This window comes from Allorhodopirellula heiligendammensis, assembly GCF_007860105.1.
GTDB lineage: Bacteria > Planctomycetota > Planctomycetia > Pirellulales > Pirellulaceae > Rhodopirellula > Rhodopirellula heiligendammensis.
In genome coordinates, this window is record NZ_SJPU01000001.1 from 2690626 (window position 1) to 2716532 (window position 25907).

The following is a 25907-nucleotide window of genomic DNA, read 5'->3' on the forward strand; positions in this document are numbered from 1 at the left end:
CTCAGGACTGAAACAATGAGCCGGCTAGTCGATTGAACGACAGCGAGGGCGGGGAACACGGTCGAACATGCGACGGGGAATTGATTTGAGGATTTCACGTTGGGCAGGCTCCAACAGCACCCACGCGAGCAACGCAAGTGCCATGCTGCCCTGCAGCAGGAATGCGAGTATCAATCCCGTCCAGCCCACGGGAGTGAACAAGCGATAGCACGCGTAAGACACCCCCGCTAAGACGCAGGCGAAGACTGCCGGACGAGCCAGCACTCGCCATAGCACAGCGGGTACCGATAACTGCAGCACATGTGCGTGACGAGGCAGGTGTCCCAGGACGGCGAACAATGCTGCCGGCACCAGCGTTCCGATCGCAACTCCCACTACCCCATACAGTTTTCCGAGCGCGAGACTGAGGCCAAGGTTGCAGACGGCTTCGCCTGCGTACAGGATCGCGACGCTACGAACGGCCCCCTCGGCTAACAACAATTGTGTGCCACAACGTTGCACACTGACGAATACACTCGCACCGCCCAGCAACAGAAACAACAGCGGGGCCTGGCTCTGGATCTCCGCTAAGACATCAGTGTCGCGCAACCATAGCCCGATAAATGGCGCCAGCAATGCTGATCCGCAAATCGTGGCTGCGACCGACACCCCGATTACCAACCGAGACATGGTGAAGTAGAGCTGCCGTCGCTTTCCCATATCCTTACTCGACCTCAAGTGCGCCATCGCGGGAAATAGCACGCGAACGGAAATCGTCACCAGTCGATTGCATTGATCGATAATCGACCCGGCAATCCCAAACGGGACCACCGCAGCGGCTCCGATCAAATACGTGATCACAATCGCATCGGTAAAGAAGATCAGTTGGCGACTGACATACGTGGCCGCATTCCAGATCCCAAATTTCCACAACTCTTTTAACTCCGCCACGCTCCAGCACCATCGCAGGCCGCGCAGGGCTGGATACATATGCCTCGCTCGCCACCAGCGCAGCGTCCCATCAATCAACGCCATACACGCGGTCACCATCGCCAGTCCAACCAGCCCGCCACCGAGCGACAGTACGAGCACGATGACGAGCGCCGATACGATGCGTGAGACGACGACAAATAGGTTTTCGATGTCAAATCGCTGCAGCCCCGTCAGCACCGATTGGTAGGGGGCGAAAAGCATTTGCGTACAAAATGCCACTGCGTTGAGCAAGACAACGGGAACGATTTGACGACGCAGTTCTGGCGAAACGTCAATCGAACTGGCGACCACGATCGCGAGCACCGTTGCAACGACCAGAAGAATGCCACCGAGCGCCGTGAGCACTGGCATCGCTGCAGCGATGTGCCGCCGCACCGCCTCGGAATCATCATCGGCGATGCGACGGGTGATCGTCTGGACAATTCCGGCACGCAGCCCCAGATCCACGAGACCGTAGTATCCGACAAGACTTTGCAGAAGCAGCCACAATCCGTACGCTTCGCCACCGAGATTCTCGATGATGATGGGCGTGAGGAAAAAAATCACCGCGAGGTTGACGGCGAACCCTACCCAGTTCGCCGCAATGTTCCGGGTGACGATACGGGTGACGCTATTGCTACGCAACGATCTTCATTTTTAGAAAGTGGGAAGGGCCAAGTGAATGGACTGCAGCGAACTGTCTTGCCATCCGAGTGGACTTCGTCCGCTTGGGTGACAGCGTGATGCTGAAACCCATGGCGAGATCGCGAGGGAAACCCACGCAGTTAACTTTAGGAATTGGTCTTGATCGTAGGACGGGACCATTGTCCCGTGCTTGAAGTGATTTCGGTGACACATCGCCCAGCTGCACACTCGGGACAATGGTCCCAAGCTACGAAGTGGCGCCCCCGAAGGGCGGCGATGATTTTTTGAACAGGTGGGAGGCTAGCTTAACGGTGCCGAGGGAGGGTGGAAGGCATGGAGGAAGTAAATGCGTGATAGGATTACGCTTGAACGACTGGGGCGATCGGACAATTTTCCAAAGACTGTTGCATCGTGCCGAAAGGGTGGCTTTGGATGAGGCGGCGAAGCTTCGGTTCGGTACGGGCGAGGTTGACGTAATGCCGAAAGCGACTCTTCGCTCCGGCACCGCGAATTCGTGGTTGACCGGGGTCAATTTCCCAGGGGTGGATGTAGAACATCGCAGGGCGGCCGATGCGCTCGAGTTGAGTGATGGCCGCGGAAGTGACCCGGCGCGGGAGCAGGCGGAAGTAGCCGCCACCGACGGGGACGGTGACGCCGCTGATCTTCGATGCGGTGGGTGGGAACTCTAGTAGGTCGCCGCGCTTGGTGCTGATTGTGTGAATCTCGGGCGTGGCGCTGGGCATGCCATACCGGTCGTGGCCGGAAATGGGGAAGATGCTGCTGTCGTGCGTGAAACCGTGCTCGGCCAGAATGTCTAACGCCCACAACGAGCGCTCGACAATCGAGAAACTTGGAGCACGGTACGCGGTCGCTCGAACGCCGCAGGCGTTGTGGATCGCATCGACCGACGCGGTGATGTCCTCAGCGAATTGCTCGGGGGTGAGATCGTATACGAGCCGGTGCCAATACCCGTGTGAGGCGATCTGGTGACCTGATGCGGTGATCCGGCGGACGAGCGCGGGGTACCGTTCGGCGACCCAGCCCAGGACAAAAAAAGTCGCTCGAACTTCACAGTCGTCAAACAGAGCGAGCAGACGATCCGTGTTGGCTTCCACCCGGCTCTCGTGCTGGTCCCAGTCGCTTCTCGAAACTCGATGTTCAAATGCGGATACTTGATAGTAGTCTTCCACATCGACGGTTAAGGCGTGACAAATCCGATGTTCCGATGCCAGCTTCTGGGGTGGCAGTTCGTGGGCGTTCGGACTCGACAAAATCTTACTGAGGAGTTGTGAGGGTGTGGTAAGTATTGGGAGCGTTGTCGGGCGGTTGGATTGGTGAGCCGAGGCGCGTTAGCGGCCGGGGTCGCGATAACGCCCGGTGCTAGTCGGTACTCGGCTCAGCCTAATGCCCGGTGAATTACGGCACTCGGTTCAGGGAATGCGTGGGGCTTCGATGAAAGCTGACAGGTCGTTAGCGCGTCCCAGCAGAGGGAGCGTGGCGAGCGTTAGCGGGGGCGATTTGGAAACGATGTGTAAGATGAATCGTCGCTGCCCGCAGCGAGCGAGAACGCAACGGCAGGGCTTACGGAACTCCGTGAGTCCACCATCGCCTCGGCACGTACCGCAGGGCGAACTTGGCGGATCGATGACGCGTGTTGCGAATCCTGCGTAGAACAAACGTCTTTGACGAGGTGGGTTCGATCCAATCGCATCAGCTTCGTGACGATATGCCCTTTCACGCCGACCATTCGCAACGCAGTCGCCGCGATCATGCGAACATCGAGCCACAGATTGGCGTTATCAATATAGTTCAAGTCAAGGATTTGCTTGCGTCGGACGTCCTCAATGCTCTCATCTGGCGGCAGATTGATCTGAGCCAGCCCCGTCACACCTGGCTTGACCGCGGTTCGCAGGTAGTAGCCACTGATCTGCTGGGCGAGGTCCTCGCAAATCTGCGGCCGCTCGGGACGCGGACCCACCAAAGACATTTCGCCTCGGCAGACATTGTACAACTGCGGAAGTTCGTCGAGATGCAACTTCCGTAACACCCGGCCAACGAAATTGACGCGTGAATCACCCTTGACCGCCCACTGCGGCTGACCAGGCTTCTCAGCGTTTTGGACCATGGAGCGAAGCTTAAAAATTTCGAATGGCTTGCCATTCAAGCCCACTCTTTCTTGCTTGTAGAACCCGGGGCCACGAGAGGTCGCTCGCACGACCAGATACAAGGCAAGTATGACTGGTGAAAAGAGCACGAGCAGCACAAAGCCAATGCATCGATCCAGCAAATACTTTCTCTCAAAAAATGCGCCGCTTTCCGCTGCACTGAAGCGCTGGGCATGCGGCGAATCCACTCGCGTCGGGAATACCCTGGCGGCGGGACCGTCGTCCGCGCAACCCGTGCACTGGGGGGCGATGGCACGTTGCAGGCTGTGGTTTCTGTGAGTTGCAGGTTGCTCGCCATGAGCTGCCTGCTGCTCTGAATCCGTCGCTGCGTCTGATGAATTACCGTACATATTGAATATCCTATGATCTCCTACCGGGGGGACGCCAGCATCCTAGCAAGGGTGGTGTCAGTGACAAGGGGATGTCCCTGCCGAATAATAAAAAAATCGTCGAGGTCTGAACGTGACAGAGACTATGTTGAACCCATCAGCGGGTGGGTCACAGGCAGAAAGGCGTCAATGAAGTCTTCGACAGGCCGATTGCCTTCCTCGCCAGCTGGGCCGGCAACTTGGATCTTGTAGAGGTTTTCAGTCAACCAAAACCGGGGTTGCTCTCGTGCTTCCCACGGTCCACCGTCGCTCCAGCCGTACCAAACGTTCAAGCTCGGGTCCGATGAAGGGGCTGTGGCGAACTGAACCGACCAGAGTGCGTCTTCTTTGCCGGCCAATCCCATCCGCTCGACTTTACGACCACCGACCTGCTTCGTCCCGACGGAGCTGTAGCAGATTTCAGGGGTATGTACGGCGATGGGACCACGGGGGCCAAACAAGACCGCCACATTTACCATCGCGCCAGTTTTCATGTTTTCATAGATGCGAACTGATGAACCGTAGCAACGCAACAGATCGGCTGCCCCGGGGTCCAGTTCGGTCGTCTCTGTCAATCGCCAGTCACCGACCTGCTCAGGCAGATCGGCAAGTTTGCTGCCAACGACGTGCAAGTCTGCGTTTGCGGTCCAACGACCATCGAGGTATCCGTGGACAACGCCCGCGAACAAAGTAAGCACTACCAGGATTGCTGTCGCGGCGATTCGCAATGAACCACGGGGTGCAGTCGGGGGCTGGCGGTCATCCGGTGACTCGGGCAAGGAACTCATCTCAGCGGTGGGGAGTGGGAGGTAGGGCCGACGGTTAACGTGGGGGGGGGAACCGTGGTCTGTGTAGTTGAACGATGATGGTATGCAGTTGTCACTATATTAATTCGACACATTTCGCTTACGCGAAACAAACACCCCTTACTAGCCATGCGGGGGGGCGATGGGCGGTCATTGCACGTGAAATAAGTTGTCGAACAGGACAGTTTGGGAGGGGGGCGGGAGGCGTGTTGATGCACCGGGTAGTGGAACATTCTTGGACGGCAATCTGGGCCTGCGAGTTCCCACGCGACTGAGCGATCAGTGACAAAGGGATGTCATCGCTCAGGATTGAAACATTTGTTTTAAACAGGTGTTTAACTTTTCAGATAATTTAGTCATGATAGGCGTGCTGCGACCTCTGAGCCGAGATCGCGAGCCGCCGGCTGCGACCGATTTCACTGTGCTGACCCGACCTGTGAAATCGCCTATGGGTAACCTGCGGCCACGTTCTGGTTACGGCGGCTACCTCACTCTTTGTTTGAAATAAAATGTCTAGTTCCTCTGATCCCGAGCTACCACTTCGCGTGACGCGATCGCCCGCGTGCGCGGAACAGGCTCGAGAACCCTGGCCGTCGGATGACGGGGATGATGAGGCTAGCGAGCCGGCTGGTCGGCTGATCGCCGCAGCGGTACCGGTATTCGCTCAGCGGGGGTACGACCGGGCGACCGTGCGGGAGATCGCTCGAGAAGCGGGCGTCAACGTGGCTGCCGTCAGCTATTACTTTGGCGACAAAATGGGGCTCTACCGAGCGGTCATTGAAGACATTCGCGATCAACGGCAGCGTGAATTTCCAGCGCCTGCCGTGGGCGATGCCCCGCCTCATGAGATGCTTCGCAGAATCGTGCGTACGCTGCTGGCGCGGATGCTCGCGGGCGATCAACGAGGTTTCGAAGCGATGTTGATGATGCGAGAAATGATGTCACCCACGGCGGTGCTCGGCGTGTTGGTGCGTGAGTATTTCAAGCCGACGTTCGATGTGCTCCGCGCGACGATCGAGCAATTGATCGAACCGTTGTTGGCGGGTGAATTGAATACGCAAGCTGCCCACGAGGGAAGTACCAAGTGCGCTGAATCGCTCGTCACACAGGTCGCGCTGGGCGTCGTTGGACAGTGCTTGTATTATCGCATCGGGCGGCCCGTCCTCGAACAAATGATTGCCACCGAGACCCTCGCGAAGCACTATGACCTGGAGTCATTGTGCCAGCACATCACTGCCTCCACGCTCGCCGCGTGTGGGCGCTTCGACATCATCCAGGAACGTGATCGCCTGGAACATCCATCTTCCTTCACAAATGATCGACGAATCCACCTCGAAAGCAACGGTCGTCATGAGCATTGAATCGACGCAGGTCAAACCGAGTGTCAAGCCGGTTGAGAATCCGTATAGCGAGAACACGCAAACGCGGTCCCCGGCGGCCGATCGATCGGGTCACGCGCCCGGATCGGAAGACGCGACGCAGGTCGGCAACGGCAGCCTGTCGGGAACATCTGCCGGCGACGCCCACGCGGATGCAGCGAATGAGCTGCCGGTTCATCCGACGCGCGATCTGCCGAATTGGTTGCTTCTGAACATTGTCGTGCCCTTGCTGCTGTTGGCGGCCGCCGGTGGTCTGGTGTGGTTTCTCGGCAGCGTGGAGTCGGCGGCGCGCCCACCGATCGATGACACGCCCATGGGGCGTCTATTTGCCTTGCCGGCCGTCGATGTTGTTCCTGTCCGGTCGCTCGCCAGCACAGGTGAGAAACTACACTTGAGTGCGGACGGGACGGTCGTTCCCTATCGCGAAGCGAGTCTGGCGACGGAGGTCGCTGGCCGTATCGTCGAAAAATCGCCGCTGTGCGAGGCGGGGAAATACGTGACCAAAGGACACGTCCTGATGAAAATCGATCCCACCGACTACGAGCTCGAGGTCAAACGGTTGCAGCGGCAGCAGCAGCAAGCGTACGAGTCGCTCGGCGAAGTTGATCAGGAGATCATCAACACCAATCGATCGATCGAATTGGCGAGGGCGGAAATCGCCTTGCAACAGCGTGAGGTCAAACGACGTGAGGCGCTGCCCAAACAGTATGCCAGTCAAGGTGAACTTGATGAGGCGCGGCGGGCGGTACTCACCGCCGAGCAACAGCTGGTGCTCTATCAAAACCAAATTGACTTAGCCAAAAAGAAGCGCACCCGCCTGGAATCATCCGAACGGCTGGCCGCCCTGCAGCTCGATGCGGCCACGATCAACTTGCAGCGAACCGAGATTATCGCGCCCATGGACGGCGTCATCGTCAGTGAGCAGGCGGAGATCAATACGTTTGTGTCACGAGGCAGCCCCGTGGTCACCATGGAGGACACTTCCAAAGTCGAGGTCGCATCGAAGTTGCGGGTCGATCAATTGTACTGGGTGCTCAATCAAAAAAGCGCCCGGCGCGGCTCGCAAAGCAATGCGGGCGAGCCTGCTGAGCAAGATCGCGGCTACCAATTGCCGCCCACATCGGTGATCGTCCGCTACATCGTCTCGGGGCGTGAGGGCCTTGTCTACCAATGGAAAGGCAAGCTGAGCGGTTACGACGGAATTGGCCTCGACGAGCAGACCCGCACGGTTCCGGTGCGAATTGTGGTCGATCACCCGCAAGCTTTCCAAGTCATCCGGGACGGCAAGGTGCTCGAATCGAGCGATGGGCTCGGCGATGTGGCGGGACCGACAACGCTCGTCCGCGGCATGTTCGTGTCACTCCGGCTGGAGCTGGATCCAGCGGTGGAATTGGTCGTCTTGCCAAGCGAGGCGCTCAAGCCGGGCAATCGTGTGTGGCAATTCGTGGCCGACCCGCGCGTGCTGGAGACCTCGCTTCTGCCAGCAAATGAACCGACGGATGAGGCGGCTGCCGAATCGCCCTCCCCAGCCGACGTTGCCGCCGACGTGACTTCTGAAACCGACGGCGAGACTGGCGTGGTTGCTGAAAAGACGCCAGCTCTCCCCGATGCGATGAACCCGATGGCCGGATTCAAACCGGACCTCTGGGTGGCGGGCGAATTGAGGGTGTTGCATGGGATTCGGCCGGTCGATCAATTCATTCCCACGGCCAAATTCACCACCGGAGAGGATATCGCCCCCACCGATGAGATTGACCCAGATGCGGGGAAGGCGTGGATTTGTGAGATCGCGGGCACAGCACTCAAAGATGGGGCCTTTGTCGTCGTCTCGCCGATGGGCAGTATCCGTACGGATGCCTTCCCCGTGCGTGCTCCGCGTGCTGAAGTCGGCGGGGGGCAGGTTGATCTAGCGATCGCGTCGAAGCGGGGAGTGCCTGAGCACGATCCTTCGGCGAGTTTCTCGGCGCGGGAGGCGAACGACCGATGAGGCGAGTACTCAGCTGGGCGATTCACAACGCGCCCGGAATGAACGTTGTGATGTTGGCGTTGGTGGCGATCGGTGCCGCTTCGTTCTGGTCGATGCGACGGGAGGTGTTTCCGGAATTCGAACTCGAAGTGGTGATGATCAAAGTCCCTTACCCGGGGGCGACGCCGCAGGATACCGAGGAAGCGATCTGCCAAAAGATCGAAGAGTCCATTCGGTCGATCAATGGCATCAAGAAGGTGACGTCGATCGCGATGGAGGGCAGCGGCTATGTGCTCGCGGAACTCCGCAGCGATGTCGGTGACGTCCAGAAAGTGATGGCGGAAATCGATCGCGAAGTCGATCGGATCCCCAGTTTTCCGGATCTGGCTGAGGACGCGAGCGTGGAGCAGATCACGTTTCGTGAGACGGCGATTCGCGTCGGTATCATCGGACCGGAGGACCGCACCCATCACGGGGAACTCGCCCTGCGTGATGTTGCCGAACGCATTCGGGCAGAAATGCTGCTGTTGCCGAGCGTGACGGTGGCGGAACTGATGGGAACCCGCCCATATCAAATCGACGTGGAGATTCCCGAGGAGACGCTGCGTTCGTACGGGCTGACCCTGGATCAGGTCGCCGCCATCATTCGTTCCCGCAACATCGAGTTGCCTGGGGGCCAGCTGAAGTCGAGCGGTCAGGAGATCCTGTTGCGAGCCAAAAATAAAGGCCGAATCGGATCGGAGATCGAAAAACTACCGTTGGTCACTCAACCCGGTGGTGTGGTATTGACGGTCGCCGACCTCGGTGTCGTTCGCGACGAGTTTGAAGACGTCACCGCCACGGGCGAAATCAATGGTGAACCGGCGATGGTCATCAATGTACAGCGTACCAAGAGTGAAGACTTGTTGGCGTTGGTTGACGACGTCCGCGGCTATGCTGCGACGGCGGAATTGCCACCGGGTTATCGGATGGTGTTATGGGGCGACACGAGCGTGGATGTGCGTGACCGGATTTCCTTGCTGATGCGAAACGGTGCCCAAGGGTTGACGCTCGTCTTCCTCGTGTTGGCATTTTTCCTCGAAGTCCGGTTAGCATTTTGGGTAGCGCTCGGAATTCCGATTTCGATCATGGGTGCTGGCGCCGCACTCGTCTACGGCGGCCAGACCCTCAACATGCTATCGCTGTTTTCGTTTTTGATCGCCCTGGGGATCGTGGTCGACGATGCCATCGTGATCGGCGAGAATATCTATGCCCACCGGCAGATGGGCAAAACGCTCATGGATGCCTCCGTCGATGGCGCGACGGAGGTATTGCCGAGTGTGGCGGCATCGATCGCGACCACCGTGCTCGCTTTCGCACCGATGTTCTTTGTGTCGGGGGTGATGGGCAAGTTCATGGCAGTGATCCCGTTCGCGGTGATTGCGATGTTGGTGATCTCGTTGTGGGAGAGCACCTTCGTGCTGCCCTGTCACTTGGCCCATTCCCATAACGGGTTCTTTCGGGCGATGGGCATCCTCGCCTATCCCTTGCGTCCATTCACGCTGCTGTTGTTTTGGTGCAATCGGCACGCGAGCGACGCGATGGAATGGTTTGCGAGAAACATTTACGTGCCCATCCTGCACTTCTGTTTGCGTAACCCTGTGTTGCCGATTGCCGTGGCCATCGGCATGCTAGTCGGGACGATGGGAATGGTTCGCGGTGGGATCGTGAAGAGTGTGTTGTTCCCGAAAACCGACAACAATTATCTGCAGGCGACGGTCGTCTTCCCCAATGGAACCCCGGCGTCTGCCACCGACCGGGCAACGCGGCGGATGGAGGAGGCGTTGGCGCGGGTGAACAATCAGATTGCCGCCGAGCGGGCAGCGACGGAGAAACGCCCACTTGAGGAGATCTATCCTGTCGACGAAGGCACTTATCTTGGTCCGGTGCGGCTGGCCTACCGCGAGGTGGGGACGATTACGAATACGCAAGGTCCGATGGGCGGCCAGGGTGGCACGGGCAGTAACTCAGGGCAAATTTTTGCAGAACTGCACGGTCCTGAAATTCGCAATATTCGTAGCGAAGACCTGATCAATCGATGGCGACATGAAGTCGGCGAGATTCCCGGCATTGAGAAGATTACGTTCGGCAGTGTGGGTACCGGTCCGGGTGGAAAGCCGATCGAGTTTAAGTTGCTCGCGTCGAGTGATCATGTCGACGAACTGCTCGCCGCTACCGAAACGATGAAGGAACGCGTTGCCAAATTCGCAGGCGTGTATGACATCTCTGACGACAATACACCAGGCAAGTGGGAGTTTCAATTCCGCGTCAAAGACAGTGCCTTGTCGACCGGAGTGACACCTACTGATCTGGGACAAACCGTTCGCAATACCTACTACGGCGCCGAAGTCATGCGGCTGCAGCGGGGGCGGCATGAAGTCAAGTTGATGGTGCGTTATCCCCAGGAACAGCGTGCGTCGCTGGTGAACTTTCGCGAGATCCAAGTCAGCGACAAAATGGGGACGCTGCGGCCGATCGGCGAGCTCGCTGAAATCGATTTGCAGCGTGGATTCTCTGAGATCAATCGTGTCGATCAACAACGCAGTATCATGATTTCCGCGGACCTGGACGAGATCACGGCCAATGCCGATCTGATCATCCGCGAGTTGAAGGAAGACTACCTGCCCGAGTTCGCGCGGATGTATCCCAACGTATCGATCCGCTGGGAGGGGCAACAGGAACAAAGCCGGGAGTCCGTGGGTAGTTTGATCGTCGGGTTCTCCGTAGCCATCCTGTGCATGTTCGTGCTGTTGGTGCTGCAGTTCCGCAGCTACGCCCAACCGTTGCTGATCCTCGCAATTGTGCCGTTTGGCATGATTGGCGCCGTGTGGGGGCATGGACTGTTGGGCTTGCCCTTAACCCTCTTCAGTATGTTCGGATTGGTGGCCCTGGCGGGTGTGGTCGTCAATGACTCAATCGTTCTGATTGACTTCATCAATACCCGCGTGCGGGCTGGCGAGTCTCCGCTGGAATCGTTGCTACAAGCAGGCGAGCGGCGTTTCCGCCCGATCATGTTAACGAGCATGACGACAATCGCCGGTTTGTTGCCACTGCTGTTTGAAAAATCGTTCCAGGCTCAGCTACTCATTCCCATGGCAGCAAGTTTGGCGTTTGGACTGATGCTCTCAACGGTACTCGTGCTATTGCTGATCCCGGTCCTTTACCTGCTGTACCTATTGATGCTGCAATCGTTCGGGATCTCATTTGTGGAGGTGGAGGAGTGAGACACTATCAAGCAATCGTCGCATCTCAGCCACAGCTTCTTTCATCCCGACCATCACGGCACGACTGATGATACTGTGCCCGATATTGAGTTCGCGGACGCCCTCGATGGCGGCGACGGCGCGAACGTTGGCATAGGTTAAGCCATGGCCAGCGTGCAGTCGCATGCCGTGGCCGGTGATTTGACGACCCACTGAACGCAGTCGCTCAAGCTCGAGCTCGGTTTGATCGCGGGACGAGGCGTCATGCTTATCGGCGGCAACGGCATAGGGCCCGGTGTGCAGTTCAACGGCATCGACACCGAGGGCCGCGGCGGCGTCGATCTGAGCTGGATCGGGATCAAGAAACAAACTCGTTTGAATCCCGTGGTCTGCGATCCGCTTGACCGCATCGCGAATCCGCCCTTGATCACCGGCGACGTCCAATCCGCCTTCGGTGGTGACCTCCTCGCGGCTCTCAGGTACGAGCAGTGCCCAATCAGGCCGCAACCGGCAACAGATCCCGAGCACTTCGTCGGCGCAAGCCAACTCAAAGTTCGTGCGGACGCGAACGGTCTGCATGAATAACTCAACGTCACGATCCTGGATGTGCCGGCGATCCTCACGCAAGTGAAACGTGATGCCGTCGGCGCCGCCCTGCTCCGCGAGCGCCGCTGCCACGATCGGATCCGGTTCGGTCGTGCGGCGTGCCTGGCGAACGGTCGCGACATGGTCGACATTGACGCCGAGGTCGATGAAGTGGGACATAGCGTGGAAGTGGTGGCGAGGGGCAAGGGTGGGTTTTCGGGGGATTGCAAATTTAACATTGCCATTTAGAAAATGGCAGTGTGACGACCGCAGTTCGTCTCTCAATTTGCAATGTTCAATCTGCGACTTGCAATTTCGATAGCAATGGTGCGTTTACCCCCTGCCGCGAATCACCTCGCTTCTCACCACGAGAGGGCTATCTTCCCCAGCCGGCGACATCGATCAGCCAATCGGTCAGTGAACTGACGGGAGCAGCGGGCTCGGAATAGCTCCACATATTGCGGATGAGGTCCGTCATCAGCATTCCGCCGAGACTCATCACCAGCAAAATCAGCAACAGGCCGACCGTTTGGAGGAGCGTGAAGGGGATCTCGAAGCCAGTGGGAGCACCGACTGGAGCCCCTGCTGATTGCGCGACTTCGTCCTCTTCCATCACGTCGGCGCCATGATCGTCAAATCCACCGACTTCATCGACTGCTGCGGCACCCGCGTCGTCGAATGCATCGACTTCCTCAAATGCACCCGCTTCCTCGAAGGCTGGATCGTCAAAGTCACCGGCAAAAGAATCCGAGTTCTCGACATCGATTTCTTGCGATTCGCTCTCGTCCGATTTATCGAGCTGGATTCCTGAAGGTGAGAGCTGAAACTCCTCGTCGGCGGGGAAGTCGATATCGGATCCGCTATCGTCGGCGGGGATCAGACCAGAGCCATAACCGCTGCTACCGACCCCCGAACCACTACCGTCGTTCAGCTCCGCACCCAGATCGAGTGAGGACACGCTGCTACTGGCCAGGTCCAAGGGCTCGCTCTCTAGCGACAAACCGCTGTCGGACGGGCTCATCAGATCGATTCCGCTATCGCCTGCCATGGAAATGTCATTTCCCTCACCGCTGATGATCAAATCATCGTCATCGTCGGAAATCATCAAATCGTCATCGGCCAGTGCATCGTCAACTCCCGAGCCGGTGTCCGATAGGCCGCTCAGGGGGCCTACCACGAGGGCATCACTATCACTGCCGAGGACGCCACTGCCAACGGAATCGCCGCCGAGAAGGTCAAGTTCGCTGAGCACATCACCGCTGGCACGCGGCTGTGGCTGTTCGCTCTTGCCGCTATCGAGGCCGCTGAGCATCTCCAGATCGCTGGCGCGTTCGTCTTGGTCGTCCAACCGCAAATCAAGATCTTGATCGCTACCGGGAACGATGTCCTCCTCCAGGTCGAGAACGCTGCCGAGATTAAATTCGTCGCTGTCTTCGGAGGCAGCTGCGGGTTGCTGCGGCTTGCCGGCTGGTGTGGCCCCAGCTGCCTCCGCCCCCAAGTCCCCTGTTTTTGAGCCGCCCTCATCCGGACCGAGGTTCAGTTCTCCGCTATTGTGGGAAATCGCTGAGCCGGCGATGTCGAGGTCATCGAGATCCAGAATGCCCGAACCACCCGCGCTGGGGATGACGAGTACATCGCTGCCGTCGGAGCCGTCGCCCGGTACCAAGTTCACATCACTATCGCCACCGCGTCCGGAGGGTTCGCTGCCGAGCTCGAGACTGCTACCAGCATCGTCATCGCCAATGACACCCCCTAGCGATAACGCACTGTCGTCCGCCATCACGCCGCCGCCCTGGGTGCCCGAACCCGTGCCACTGCCGATCCCCGACCCGATACCGGATAGGTTCGGCAGATCGTCCTTCAAACGATCGATTTCATTTTCCGGGAACTTCCAGCTCGTTCCATCGCGAAATCCTCGGACCTGGCCCTGTGACCGTAGGTCAATCAACTTTTGAGTGGGAATACCGAGTTTTGTCGCAGCTTCTTCGAGCGAGAGATAGTTGGCCATGGCAGCGCGTGAGATTCGGAAGTGAGCGTTAGGAAACGTGAGGTTGCTTCACACCACTCCGTCCTACGTGCATTCCGCCCGAATCGATCGCCCGCGCCGGCAGGCGATCACCGCGATCAGTTCGATCGCGGCGGGATTCCTTGCAGGCGGCGGATTTGGTCCGGCAGCGGAGCCGTGGCATTGAGTTGGAGTGTGAAGTCAGCGGCAATTTCACGACTGCTGGCCAGTCGGATCGTACCCTCTGAATTTACATGATACACCGCCATCCACCGTTTTTCCGCATCTACGATCGTAATTACTTGAGTTCCCTCACCGTCAACGTGGGAAAATCCGATCAATCCTCCCGAACCGGCAACGTCGCGTCCCCCGCGAGCCTCAACGACGGTGACCCGCTCGCCGACTTGGTCACGGAACTGGCGAGCGGAAAACTCGCTAGATTTCTGCGTTAAGTTGCTAGCGGATGCTTCCGGATCGGAAAACGGGGCATCTGCAGCCGGGAACATTTCGGGAAGAGATGAGGGGACGGGGGGGGGTGATTGAGCCGTGACAATTGCCGGCGGATCGGAAGTCCACGCCACCCCGATCAGGATCCCCACGACCAACGACATCAGCCCAGGGGCGATTCGCGTCAGTTTTCCGCGAAGTTGGAAGAAATTCATGGGAGAACCCGGTATTGGCTTAAAGGAAAGGGCGATTTCAAGGATCGAAGATGTGCGTCGGAGAGAAAATCCCCAGCGGCCCGGCCGCCAGCACGCTCGGCTCACCAAACCGGACGACAATTATCAACAAATCGCGTGAAACGTTGGCATTCGGTTTCCATTGATACCGACCAAGCCGGTTGTGCCGCAAACCCGAAATTTCCCGTTTCGGTAAAGTTGAGGGGTTGTAGCGGTCGATCTGGTGATTCGTACGTCCGGCATGATATGGTCGCACATCGCTCGCCCGTGAACTCTGGGTTGGCCTTCCAAACATGTCGCTGATTGGCGGCTCAACACTCCAAGCGGAAACGCAGTCCCATGACTCAGCCTCCCAAAAAACAAGCCTCATTGACGCCGGCCTCCACTCCAGGCAAGAAACTGATCCGCAAATTAACCCCGATGGCCTTCGGGTTAGGGGGTTGCGCGGCGTTCTACGCGGCCTTGTACGTGATCAATTGGGAACCGTTGAACCGGTATTTTCTCGGGCACCCCGTCTCGGTCGCAGCGACCACGCTGTTCGCGGTGGCCATCGCAATCTTAGCGCTGATGTCGCTGGACACCGCGTCCCAGCAACGCTCACTGCAACTCCTTCGCGATGACGATTTGTTGCCCCAGACGGTCGACGATGATGCCACGCAGACACCATCGCAGCGATGGCGAAGCGAGAACGATGCCGGACACGCCGCTCGTTTGTGGCGGATGGGTTTGTGCCGACTGCCGGCCAGCACCCGCTCGAGCGCGGTCGTGCGGCGACTCGACGAAGTATTGACACGCCAGAGTCATCGGTCGACGACGGGAGAGTTGCCTGAGGACTTGCGTGAGCTGTCCGTTCGCGATGCAGACGCGGCCCACGACTCATTGGGTCTGATTCGGATCATCGTGTGGGCGATCCCGATGCTGGGATTTCTCGGTACGGTCATCGGGATCACACAGACTCTCGGCGGTCTGGATTTCTCCGATGGTACCGCCGCGGTCGATCGCCTCAAGAGCGGGCTCTACGTCGCCTTCGATACCACCGCCCTAGGCCTCGTCTTGTCAGTCGTAGCGATCTTCCTGCAATTCCCCGTCGAGCGGGGGATGCAGAGTCTGCTCGTTGACATTGACGAGCGGGTACGAAACCTGGTTTCGATTGGCTTGCCCAATGACGACCCTGCCGACGACCAAACCGCAATGATCACCCGGCTGTGCAGCGGGATCGAGACTGCAGTGGCGGAGTCATTGTCCACGCAAGCGAAACTTTGGGCGGATACGATCCAAGAGGCTCAGCAAGCGTGGCGGAGCCAGCAATCCGAGGGCACCGAACAGTTTCGGCAACTACTGCAATCGGCCATGAAGCCGGCCCTCACCCACCACGCGGATCGCATTGACGCATCGATTGGTCGCCTCGACACCGCCGCGAACTCGGTTGGTAATGCGTTGCGCGAACAGACCACCGCGTGGCGAGCGGCGATGCAAGAAACCACATCCGAAGTTCACACGCACCGCCGCACGCTGTTGACGCATACCGAGGCCATGACCACGCTCGCCTCCCGCCAAAGCGAGCAGGATTCGTCACTTCGCGATGCCTTGAAAATGGTCGTCTCCGATCGCCACACGTCCCAGGGGAAAGCTATTGAGACGGTCGATCCGGCGGTAACCCAAGCCATGACGACGCTCGCCCGCGCCGTCGACGTGCTGTCCGCACGGCTAGCACCGTCAGATGACCAGACCGCGCCACAATCGCCCTCAGCACCGCTGAAAGAACGCGTCCGCGCCGTTGCCGACGTTGACTCCTCCATGGGACGGGCCGCATGAGTCGTCGCCGCGCCGGACTCTCGCCGTCGCTCTTCCCGTTCCTGGCGGTGCTCATTTGCACGCTTGGCACGCTCATCCTCTTGCTTGCGCTGGTCGCTCAGGACGCGAAGGAAGCCGTGGTCGCCGAAGCAGAGCAGGAGCGAATCGCTGCCGCAGCATCGCCTCAAGCTGTAGTGAAAGAGGCTGCGCTGAAGGGCGACGATGCTCCCGCACAGATGACCGCAGTGGCTGCGGCGCGGCTGATCGAACAAGAACAGTTCCGCGTCAAGGAACTCATATCTTACCGTGACCAACAAACTGCCGACCTGGAGAAGAAACGCGATGAGATTACGCAGGTGGAGTCTCACATGCGTAAGATCAAAGAAAAGCTCTCAGCCCTGAACACGGAAGTCGAGATGGCGACAGCATCGACCGACAAACCGGATCGGGATCATAAGACCGATGAGCAAACACTGTTGTTGATGCGTGAGGAAGCTGAAAAACTTCGTGCCGATATTAAAGAGCTCGAATCGAGTGAGCGTGGCAGCAAGCCGCGCGTGGTGATCGTTCCCCATCGCGGCCCCAACGGTACACAACGCCGCCCGGTGTATGTGATTTGTGAAGCCGATGGTCTGCGGGTGATGCCCGAAGGTGTTCAAATCACCAAAGCGCAGGCGCTTTCCGCCACCGAATCGGACAATCCGCTGAGCAATCCTCTTGGCTCCGCGTTGCGGGTCGCCCGTCGATTCGCCGTTGAAAAGTACGGCGACCGAGAACCTCCCTACCCGCTGTTGATCGTGCGTCCCAACGGAATCTATATGTATCGTGTAGCGAGTGCATTGATGAAGGATTGGGATGATCAATATGGATATGAACTCGTACCAGGCGAGGTCGAACTCGCCTTCCCCGGGGGCGACCAAGTGCTCCGCAAGGACATGGAAGTGGCTGTCAAAGAAGCTGCCGCAAGGAACTACAGTTTTGTTGGCGGTGGCTCGGGAGGTGGCGGTCGCGGACGTGGACATGGTGACGGCAGCGGAGACGGCTTCGGAGCGGGAATGGACGACAATGCGTTCGCCGCCGGTGCGCCCGGACCAGGCGGTGCCCACCACTCCGGATCCAGTGAAATGGCAGGTGGAGACACCACAGGGAATACGAGCGATGCGCGGCCGCCGCGGTCCCTGCCTACCCTTTCTGCACGCGAGCTCGATCGTCAAGCGCAATCGAAAGGTTACTCCCCCGCACGCGACCAACGCTTTGCGGCTGGCATCTATTCTGAACCACCCGGTTCACGCAACACCGGGTACGGTGCCGCCCCGATGGTCCAGTCTCAATCGGATGCGTTGAACGATTTCTTGGAAGGCAAATCATCGATGGATGCCGAAGGCTCCCAAGGCCAGAGTGGCGGCGCGGGCTCGGGAGAGATGGAAAACGCACAGGCTCACGCGTCACTCGCTGATGATGGAAACAGTGCAGCGATGAACGGCGGACAGAACGGCGGACAGCATGGAGGACCAGGCGGAGAGGGGCCTAATGGGCAAGCGAACATCGACGGCGGAGATTCACCAACAGGCAAATCGGCGACAGCCGCGATGTCTTTGACGCAACCGCAGTCCAATGGCCAACCCGGACTGCCGGAGCAATCGGCGTCTGCGAACAGCGCCGGTAGCGCGAATCCGGTGGCGATGGCGCTGACCGACGCGCAGCAATCTGGGTCGCCACAGAGTGGCTCGACATCCGGATCCAATGAGCCATCCAGTGCGTCCACCTCCGCACCAGCGACGCCCCAAGTCGCCCAGAACATGGTCCGGCCCGAGGGCCAGGACTGGGCGCTACCCGACGCGTTCCGAGGGATGGGAGGAACCGAATTCATTCGCCCCATTTCGATGCGTTGTCACCATGACAGGTTTGAACTCATTGAACAGGGACGCGTGGTGCAAACATTCCCATTTGGTGAGGAGGGTACCTACCGACCGACCATCCAGCTCGCCACGGCGATTCGCGACCGCGTCGCGAACTGGGGAGCGACGATGCAAGGCGGCTATTGGAAGCCACGTCTGGAAGTCAGTGTGGGGCCGCACGCGGAATCGCGGTATCTCGAACTCGAGAAACTGATGCAAAACAGCGGTGTCGAGGTCATAAGGAGATTGCCATGAGTGGACGTCGCCGCAGCACTGTGGAACTCGGTCACGATGCCTTCTTAGACATCGTAGCTAACCTCGTCGGAATTCTGATCATCCTCGTTGTGATCTTGGGTACGCAAACCCACCACATCACCGAGATGATGCGCTCCGAGACCAAACCCGACGAGAGTATCCAGATCGATGAATCCACAACCGAGTTCGCCTCACGCGGGCAACTCGATCAGCTCGGCGAAATGGCGATGCGTGCAGCGTCGGCGCAGCGTGAATCTCTCGAGTTGGAAGAGAAGCTGCGGCGATATGATGCTCAAATTGCCCAGCTCAACGCGGCGCGAGGTCAAATGCTCGATCTGCAGGGCATCGCCGAAGCGGCGTGGGAGGAGGCGCAGTCCGAACTGGATCAAACCAAAGTGCGCAGTGCCAAGTTGCAACGCGAGATCCGCGAAGCGGAATCAGAGGTGGCTGCTCTCGCTGGCACAAAGGATCGCTTGGCAAACGAAGAGGCACCTGTCGTCGCGGTAGAACATCTCCCCACACCGATGGCCAAAACGGTGTTTGGCGATGAGATCGATTTGCGGCTCAAATCAGGCCGACTGTCCGTTGTGCCCGTCGAAATTCTCATGAAGGAAATCAAACAAGACGTGCAGCGGATGACGAGAAAGCCAGGCAACACGGCCGCTACGGTGGGACCCGTGCGAGATTACGTCGCCAACTACGTGATCGAGAGAACCGTCGGCCGGGTCACGCAAGACGGCAGGACCGGGATCGCCATGACAGCACGACTAGGGGCCGTTGCCTTTGAACCACTCACCGAATCGAGTGGCCAGCCAATCGGCGAAGTTCTGCGAAACCGCAGTTTCCTCGATGTCGAGTTGGCCGGACGCGATCCGAACGCGACCACAATTACGGTCTGGGTCTACCCAGATAGCTTCGGAGAACTTCGCCAACTTAAAGAGCACTTGTATCAGCGAGGATTCGCTACCGCCGCGCGACCACTGATGGATGGCCAAGCCATTATTTTCAGTAGCACCGGGACGCGTTCAAAAGCCCAGTGAGACGCATCGGTCACACGCCCATCGCTTCAGAGAACCTTCCACGGTACTACGGAGCATGCGTCGGTCGGATGAGCCGATTATGAAGGCCGTGCGGAAGTGAAGACAGCCAATTGAGGCTGCTGCAATGCGATGGGTATTATCAAAGGTCGACATCAATTGAACCGGAAGTGCTTCGATGTTGTTGGTAGGCGCGTCGACTCCGGTCCGATCGGCCTCGGCAGCGTGGCATCGCGTGCACGAAACCGGGTCAGTTAGACGCGCCGCCATCGACGCGTAGATGCTGGCCGGTCATCCATCTCGCTTCATCGCTAAGGAGAAACTCAACGACACCGGCGATGTCGTCCGGACGGCCAAGTCTGTGGAAAGGCGACAGCTGTCGGAAAAACTCTTTGCGCTCCTCATTGCTATTGGCAAACATGCCCGGTTCAGTCGCTCCAGGGCGAACACTGTTGATGGTAATCTGCCGGTTTCCCAGTTCTCGGGACATCGAGACGATCATGGCGTCAATGGCGGCCTTCGATGCCGAGTACAAGCCGGTACCTTCCCGTGGTCGTTCGGCGAGTTGCGATGAAATGAAGACGATCCGGCCGCCGCGTTCGATCCGGCGAGCTGCTTCACGAATCGTCAAGTACGCTCCTACCGTGTTGACGCGGAGCAGTTTCTGGAACTCGTCCAGGGTCGTTTCTGCAATCGGTCCGCCACCACCGATCCCCGCGCAGGCGACGACGCCCTGAATCTCGCCGAATTCTGAGATGGCAGAGTCAAATAGGCCGGTAACTTCCTGCTCATCACTGAGATTGCATTTCACGGCTACCGCTTTGCCGCCGGTGCCCGTCAGCCTAGCAACGATTTCGTCTGCCGAATCTTTGTCGCTGTGATAGTGCACCACAATGTTCCAGCTAACTTTGGCGAGATGTCGGCAAATTTCGCTACCGATGCCTCCTGATCCGCCGGTCACAATCACGGTCTTGTTGTTTGACACTGTCGTCACATCACCTGAGGAAGAGTAAAGCCATCATTGGCCAAAAGGGCAACTTTGTTACCAATGAACGATCAGGGGGCTGATCCGCCAAGTGGGAGGGGGCTACTTAATGGCACCGAAGGCTGCAAAACATGAGTTCTTGTGAAGCAGTTCGACCTGCGAGAATCCGACCTCCTTCAATAAGGCAAGCTGGTAGGTGACCGGACGAGGCGAGTCTTCCTTGTCGATATATGCGAACACTTGCTCGCGGTAGTCTTCGCCACCGAGTTCGCTGAGATACTCGCCGTATCGATGCCACATCATCGCCTGCACCGCTGGCATCTCGTGGGAAACCAAGTCCGTGATCCATACCGACCCACCGGGTTTGAGCAGTCGGTAGATTCGCGTGAATGCGCTTTGCCAGTCCGCATCATCGCGCAGATGATGTAATACTGCCGCTGCCAAAATCACGTCGAAAGAGGCTGTGGGTAAATCCGCCTCGCGAAGGTCATTCTGCCAAAGCTGCACCTTGTTTGCGCCCGCTCGAATCACTCGCTCTTCCGCTTTGATCATCATCGGGTGGCTCAGGTCGAGGAGGTCGACATCGAAGTTTCGTCCATAGACCTGTCTGAGTTTGACCGTATTATTTCCAGCCCCACAGCCGATATCTAACACGCGGCCAATATCGACGGTCGCTGAAACCGCCGCTCGCGTAATGAGTTCCATCGCCAACGGCGCATCGATCGTTGCTGATTGTCCTGTTTCAAGGTGAGTGAATCGTTCGACGTCATTGTCAAATCGTGCCCGTATTTCAGCGTTGGTTGACTTGCGTGCCAGCGGCGTCGTTGACATGGGGTCCATTGAATCATCTCGGTTACTGAAACGGTGGCGAATGCCCGACCAGAGCGTCTCTTGCGGATCGTTCTTCCATTCAAATTCGGCGCCGGTGGTCGAGCGGTCAACGACCCAACATATCCGCGATCAGGTTTGTAAGCAGCAACGCATCAATCGGCTTGGGAAAGTACTCGTTGCAGCCCATCGCGATACATGATTCTCGTTCACCATCCATCGCGTCTGCGGTTAAAGCGATGATCGGCGTCCTGTATCCAAGCGTGCGAAGTCGAGCGACTGCTTGCCGACCGTCCAGCACAGGCATCTGCATATCCATCAAGATCAGTGCGAAGGGTTCACCTTCACCAGCCGCCTGTTCGACGTGCTTGATGGCTTGGAGACCATTCTCTGCAATCGTTACTTGGGCACCGCATTTCTCCAGGAAATGCTTGCCAACTTGCCAAACGTCACGACGATCATCGGCGAGCAAAATCTTCGCACTGATAGTTGGGAAATCCGCCGGTCGCTCGGTCTTCTTGGCGTCGACGAGTGTGGCTTCGCCCGTACGTGTCTGGGCTTGTTCCGCCGTGATGGGCAAACGCAGCGTAAAACAACTGCCTGTTCCTAGCTCACTCTCCACCTCGATCGTTCCATCCATTCCCTCCGCTAAGCGTTTGCTGATACTCAGTCCGAGTCCGGTACCGCCCGCGTGCCGGGGGGTCTGTTCCTGAGCTTGATTGAAAGGTGTAAAAAGCTTGGTGAGTTGCTCATCCGATATTCCAATCCCAGTATCGGTGACCGAAATTTCCAGACAGTACGCCATTGGTTGGTCGTCGTGATCACAATTCTCCTTCACCACCGCAGCGACGAGCACCTCGCCGTCTTGAGTGAACTTAATCGCATTGCTAATCAGGTTTACCAAAATTTGTCGGACGCGAACTTCGTCTGCGGTGACATCGGTGGGTAAGGGCTGGCGGAGGTCGAACCTCAACGGAACGCCCGCTTCCTTCGCACGTACCTGCATGAGGATTTCGACTTCTTTCAACACTGCTCGAACGTCGATGCTCTGTTTGCCGAAGGTCAGCTTACCGGCTTCAATTTTGGATAGATCGAGGATGTCATTGAGCAATGCCAGCAGATAAGCGCCGTTGCGACGAATGGTGTCGATTTTGTCGAGATAATCGGGATCGTCGGACTCACTGCGGAGGATGTCTGCGAATCCAAGCACTGACGTCAGGGGTGTGCGTAGCTCATGCGACATCATCGCCAAAAATGAGCTTTTGGCATCACTGGCCTGCTGAGCGGCTCGATTGGCTTCTTCGAGTCTTTGCTGGGCCTCGACCTGAGCGGTCACGTCGTGCTGCACGCCCACAAAGTTGACAATCTCACCATCCTGGTCACGGACCGGCGTGATGCTGAGGTCGTTCCAGAACGCGGTGCCATCCTTGCGATGATTCAAGATCGCCATCCGAACCGGATCACCGGCTGCCAACGAGCCACGAATCTGCGAGATCGCTTCCTGATCGGTGTCCCGACTCTGCAGGAAGCGACAATTTCGATTGAGCACCTCGTCACGTTCGTAGCCGGTTAGATCAAGAAAACCTTGATTGGCGTAGATAATCGGGTCGTCATCCTGCCGAGGATCAGTGATGACGATGCCATTGATCGCCGACTCAATCGCCAGCTTCTGAAGGCGAATCTCAGCTGCCGCCTCTTCGAGCGAGTTGATATCGATCAGCGTTAATACCAGGCCCTCCGTCGTGTCGTCGCTGCGATAGGGAAGAACGCGTAATAGGAAAAAGGTACCTGCACGATCAGCTACCTTGACCTCCAATTCTCGCTGCGTATCGAGGACCTCATGGAGTTTTTCCGTAAGGTTCGAATAGTTCAGCGCATGCGCAAACTGCTCCATCGACCGCCCGGTGTCTCCACCAGTTAAATGAAACACACGAGCAATTTCAGGAGTGAAGCGGCGAATATACAGATCTCGATCGAGAAAGATCACACCGACGCGTGTGGTCGCCAGTAGGTTGTCCATGTCGTCATTGGCGATCGCCAACTCTTCGACACGGCGTTGATGCTCCGCGTTAACGGTGTACAGTTCTTCATTGACGCTATGCAGCTCTTCGTTCGTACTCTGCAGTTCCTCATTCGATGCGATAAGCTCTTGATTGCTAGCCTGCAGTTCCTCGTTGGAGGTCTCCATCTCCTCCAACGCTGCCTGCAGATTCTCTTGCGAGACCTTTAGATCGCTCTCCAGACTATCGACACGGGTGCGATGCATTTCGGCGGCGGTCGCATCAATGGGACGTTGTGGTTGTGTAGCCGAGCCAGTCGCTTCGATTGCGACAAGAAAGTTGCTCGGCCCGGAGGTACCCTCTGACAACGGTGTGATCGTAATGACGACCTCTTCCTGCCCATCGGCGCCGTCAAAGGTCGTCGGTCCATTACGCACGGACTCAGCTTTTTTGATGGCATGATGCCAAGCTGCCGCGACGGGGTTTCGCAAGGAATCGTCGAGCACTTCCAGCAGATGATTCGACGGTCGACCGCTGCGGTTTCTCAGGAACCGTTCCGCTCCTCCAAACACATGATGGATCTCGCCCGCTTCGCTAACCAGAATACTGCATGGCATTACCTTCGCGAGGACCTGGTCGTATACCTCGATCAGATCCTGATCGACCCGATTGCTGCGAGGCGGCATGGCGGGCAAGGTAACGTGCGGAAGTCTCTCAGCTCGCCTGCCACTCGGAGCCCGCATTCCCATCGACAGGCGTACGTCCCTGCGTTTGCTGTACAGACGCCACTTCGTGTCAATGGTTTTGAACTCGGCGGAAAGTTCGCCCGTGGATTCGCTAGGTCCGAGAAACAAAGTGCCGTTGAGTTTGAGTGCAAAATGGAACATCAATAGCGATTGCCGCTGGGCCGCCGGCTGCAGATAGATCAGCATATTGCGGCACGTCACCAGGTCCATCTGCGTGAAGGGTGCGTCGTTGATCAAGTTATGAGACGCGAAGACGACATAGTTCCGTAGGGTTCGATTGACGTGGTAACCATCACTGGCACGCGTGAAATAACGGGCGAGTCGCTCTTCATTTAACTCACTAAGTGCTTCTCCGGAGTATATCCCCTTGGCTGCAATTTCGAGGGATCCTTGATGTGCGTCGGTGGCGAATATCTTCACCTCAATCGCTCGGTTTTCTTTGCGTAATTCTTCGTCTACCAGAATTGCGATCGAATAAGCTTCCTCACCAGATGCGCACGCGGCCACCCAAATTCGAATCGGCTCGCCGGTACTTTCACGAACGAGCCGCGAGATGCATTCACGCCGTAATCTTTCAAACGCTTCCGGGTCACGAAAGAACTTCGTCACGCCAATCAACAAGTCCTCATACATCTCGCTGAGCTCCGTCGCATCGGTAGCTAGGCGAGTGACGTAGTCGTCAATGGAATCGAGCCCTAATAGAGAAATGCGGCGACGGATCCGGCGTCCCACCGTGCTCGACTTGTATTGAGAAAAATCGATGCCGTAGCGACGGTTCAGTAGCAATGCGATCTGATCAACGCCCTCCATGTTGTTCATCTCCAGCGCCTCGTGCACAAGTGTCTCCTTGGACACAGCACGCTGGGAGTAAGACACGAGTGTTTCGGCAATTGCCGCAGGAGGCAGCACTAAATCGACGCGACCGGTCGCGTTGGCACTCGTCGGCATCCCGCTGAATTTCGCCGATGTTTCATCCTGAACCAGCACGAAACCACCGACGGTACTGACGTCGACAATCCCGCGTGAACCATCGCTACCGGTGCCTGAGAGGATCACCGCCAGGCCGCGATCACCGACATCAGCGGCCAGCGACGTTAAAAACTGATCGATGGGATGGATCAGGGATCGATCATTGCTGCGTTCGGTCAACAGCAGCTTTCCATCGCTGATCACCATCTCTTTCCTTGGTGGGATCAGGTAGATCGAGTTTGGCTGGACCTCAACACAGTTCTCGACGCGGTGGATGGGTATACTGGTGTGGCGAGCCAGTAACTCCTCCATGTGACTTTTAAAGTCGGGTGACAGATGTTGAATGACGACGAACGCCATTCCAGAGTCCGCGGGCATGGCATGAAAAAACGCTTCGAGAGCCTCCAGACCACCCGCGGAGGCTCCGACCCCAACAATGTGAAAGTCTTCGCACTTTTCGCGATCGGGTTCTGCTGCCAGTGCGTCATGGCTCATCTTCAGTCGGTCTCCGTTGTAGGGGCTGCACATGACGTCTGAAATGAGCCATGGATCGTCAAATTCTGTCAGTTAGAGCCTTAATGTGCAAGTTGCGTGCCTATCCTG

Annotated in this window: 16 protein-coding genes; 6 read left to right on the forward strand and 10 right to left on the reverse strand. The window is 57.8% G+C overall.

Going from position 1 to position 25907, the window contains the following annotated elements; translation table 11 throughout:
- Window positions 1–24 precede the first annotated feature (24 nt).
- The 4 genes from Poly21_RS10165 to Poly21_RS10180 all read right to left on the reverse strand — a co-directional run bounded on the left by Poly21_RS10165 (window position 25) and on the right by Poly21_RS10180 (window position 4917).
- Window positions 25–1596, reverse strand: coding sequence for a lipopolysaccharide biosynthesis protein (locus Poly21_RS10165; protein WP_146406695.1), 1572 nt, complete (start codon window positions 1594–1596; stop codon window positions 25–27).
- Window positions 1597–1955: 359 nt separating this feature from the next.
- Window positions 1956–2867 (reverse strand): XrtA system polysaccharide deacetylase, encoded by a 912-nt coding sequence (locus Poly21_RS10170; protein WP_302118383.1) that lies wholly within the window; start codon window positions 2865–2867, stop codon window positions 1956–1958.
- 233 nt (window positions 2868–3100) lie between these two features.
- A complete protein-coding gene (locus tag Poly21_RS10175; RefSeq protein WP_146406696.1) occupies window positions 3101–4111 on the reverse strand; it encodes a sugar transferase in 1011 nt (336 codons plus the stop codon).
- A gap of 122 nt (window positions 4112–4233) precedes the next feature.
- On the reverse strand, window positions 4234–4917 hold the full coding sequence (locus tag Poly21_RS10180) for an exosortase-associated EpsI family protein (RefSeq protein WP_146406697.1): 684 nt from the start codon (window positions 4915–4917) through the stop codon (window positions 4234–4236).
- Window positions 4918–5444: 527 nt separating this feature from the next.
- Here Poly21_RS10180 and Poly21_RS10185 point away from each other — a divergent pair.
- The 3 genes from Poly21_RS10185 to Poly21_RS10195 are packed head-to-tail and all read left to right on the forward strand — an operon-like array spanning window position 5445 to window position 11543.
- Window positions 5445–6296, forward strand: coding sequence for a TetR/AcrR family transcriptional regulator (locus Poly21_RS10185; protein ID WP_146406698.1), 852 nt, complete (start codon window positions 5445–5447; stop codon window positions 6294–6296).
- Complete coding sequence (locus Poly21_RS10190; RefSeq protein ID WP_146406699.1) at window positions 6286–8301, forward strand: efflux RND transporter periplasmic adaptor subunit; 2016 nt, start codon at window positions 6286–6288, stop codon at window positions 8299–8301. The genes Poly21_RS10185 and Poly21_RS10190 overlap by 11 nt, the downstream gene beginning before the upstream one ends.
- Entirely contained in the window at window positions 8298–11543 is a 3246-nt protein-coding gene (locus Poly21_RS10195; protein WP_146406700.1) for an efflux RND transporter permease subunit, read from the forward strand. The genes Poly21_RS10190 and Poly21_RS10195 overlap by 4 nt, the downstream gene beginning before the upstream one ends.
- On the opposite strand, the gene Poly21_RS10200 is transcribed toward Poly21_RS10195, so the two are convergent.
- From Poly21_RS10200 to Poly21_RS10210, 3 genes are all read right to left on the reverse strand, one after another.
- Window positions 11520–12287 (reverse strand): pyridoxine 5'-phosphate synthase, encoded by a 768-nt coding sequence (locus tag Poly21_RS10200; RefSeq protein WP_146406701.1) that lies wholly within the window; start codon window positions 12285–12287, stop codon window positions 11520–11522. The two genes, Poly21_RS10195 and Poly21_RS10200, sit on opposite strands and share 24 nt — an antisense overlap.
- Window positions 12288–12483: 196 nt before the next feature.
- Window positions 12484–14115: a helix-turn-helix domain-containing protein gene (locus tag Poly21_RS10205; RefSeq protein ID WP_146406702.1), complete on the reverse strand. Its 1632-nt coding sequence runs from the start codon at window positions 14113–14115 to the stop codon at window positions 12484–12486.
- A 116-nt stretch (window positions 14116–14231) separates the two neighbouring features.
- On the reverse strand, window positions 14232–14774 hold the full coding sequence (locus Poly21_RS10210; protein ID WP_146406703.1) for a hypothetical protein: 543 nt from the start codon (window positions 14772–14774) through the stop codon (window positions 14232–14234).
- Between the two features lie 357 nt (window positions 14775–15131).
- Here Poly21_RS10210 and Poly21_RS10215 point away from each other — a divergent pair, with 357 nt between their 5' ends.
- From Poly21_RS10215 to Poly21_RS10225, 3 genes are read left to right on the forward strand one after another with little or no spacing between them, the layout of a single operon-like run.
- A complete protein-coding gene (locus Poly21_RS10215; protein WP_146406704.1) occupies window positions 15132–16607 on the forward strand; it encodes a MotA/TolQ/ExbB proton channel family protein in 1476 nt (491 codons plus the stop codon).
- Window positions 16604–18739 carry a hypothetical protein gene (locus Poly21_RS10220; protein WP_146406705.1) on the forward strand — a complete coding sequence of 712 codons (2136 nt, stop codon included), beginning with the start codon at window positions 16604–16606 and terminating at the stop codon, window positions 18737–18739. Before Poly21_RS10215 ends, Poly21_RS10220 begins: the two co-directional genes overlap by 4 nt.
- Entirely contained in the window at window positions 18736–19779 is a 1044-nt protein-coding gene (locus Poly21_RS10225; protein WP_146406706.1) for a coiled-coil domain-containing protein, read from the forward strand. Before Poly21_RS10220 ends, Poly21_RS10225 begins: the two co-directional genes overlap by 4 nt.
- Before the next feature lie 247 nt (window positions 19780–20026).
- Here Poly21_RS10225 and Poly21_RS10230 read toward each other — a convergent pair whose 3' ends face one another.
- The 3 genes from Poly21_RS10230 to Poly21_RS10240 all read right to left on the reverse strand — a co-directional run bounded on the left by Poly21_RS10230 (window position 20027) and on the right by Poly21_RS10240 (window position 25799).
- Complete coding sequence (locus Poly21_RS10230; protein ID WP_146406707.1) at window positions 20027–20761, reverse strand: SDR family oxidoreductase; 735 nt, start codon at window positions 20759–20761, stop codon at window positions 20027–20029.
- Window positions 20762–20863: 102 nt separating this feature from the next.
- Window positions 20864–21601 carry a class I SAM-dependent methyltransferase gene (locus tag Poly21_RS10235; protein WP_302118392.1) on the reverse strand — a complete coding sequence of 246 codons (738 nt, stop codon included), beginning with the start codon at window positions 21599–21601 and terminating at the stop codon, window positions 20864–20866.
- Between the two features lie 97 nt (window positions 21602–21698).
- Entirely contained in the window at window positions 21699–25799 is a 4101-nt protein-coding gene (locus tag Poly21_RS10240) for a chemotaxis protein CheB (RefSeq protein WP_302118394.1), read from the reverse strand.
- Window positions 25800–25907 lie beyond the last annotated feature (108 nt).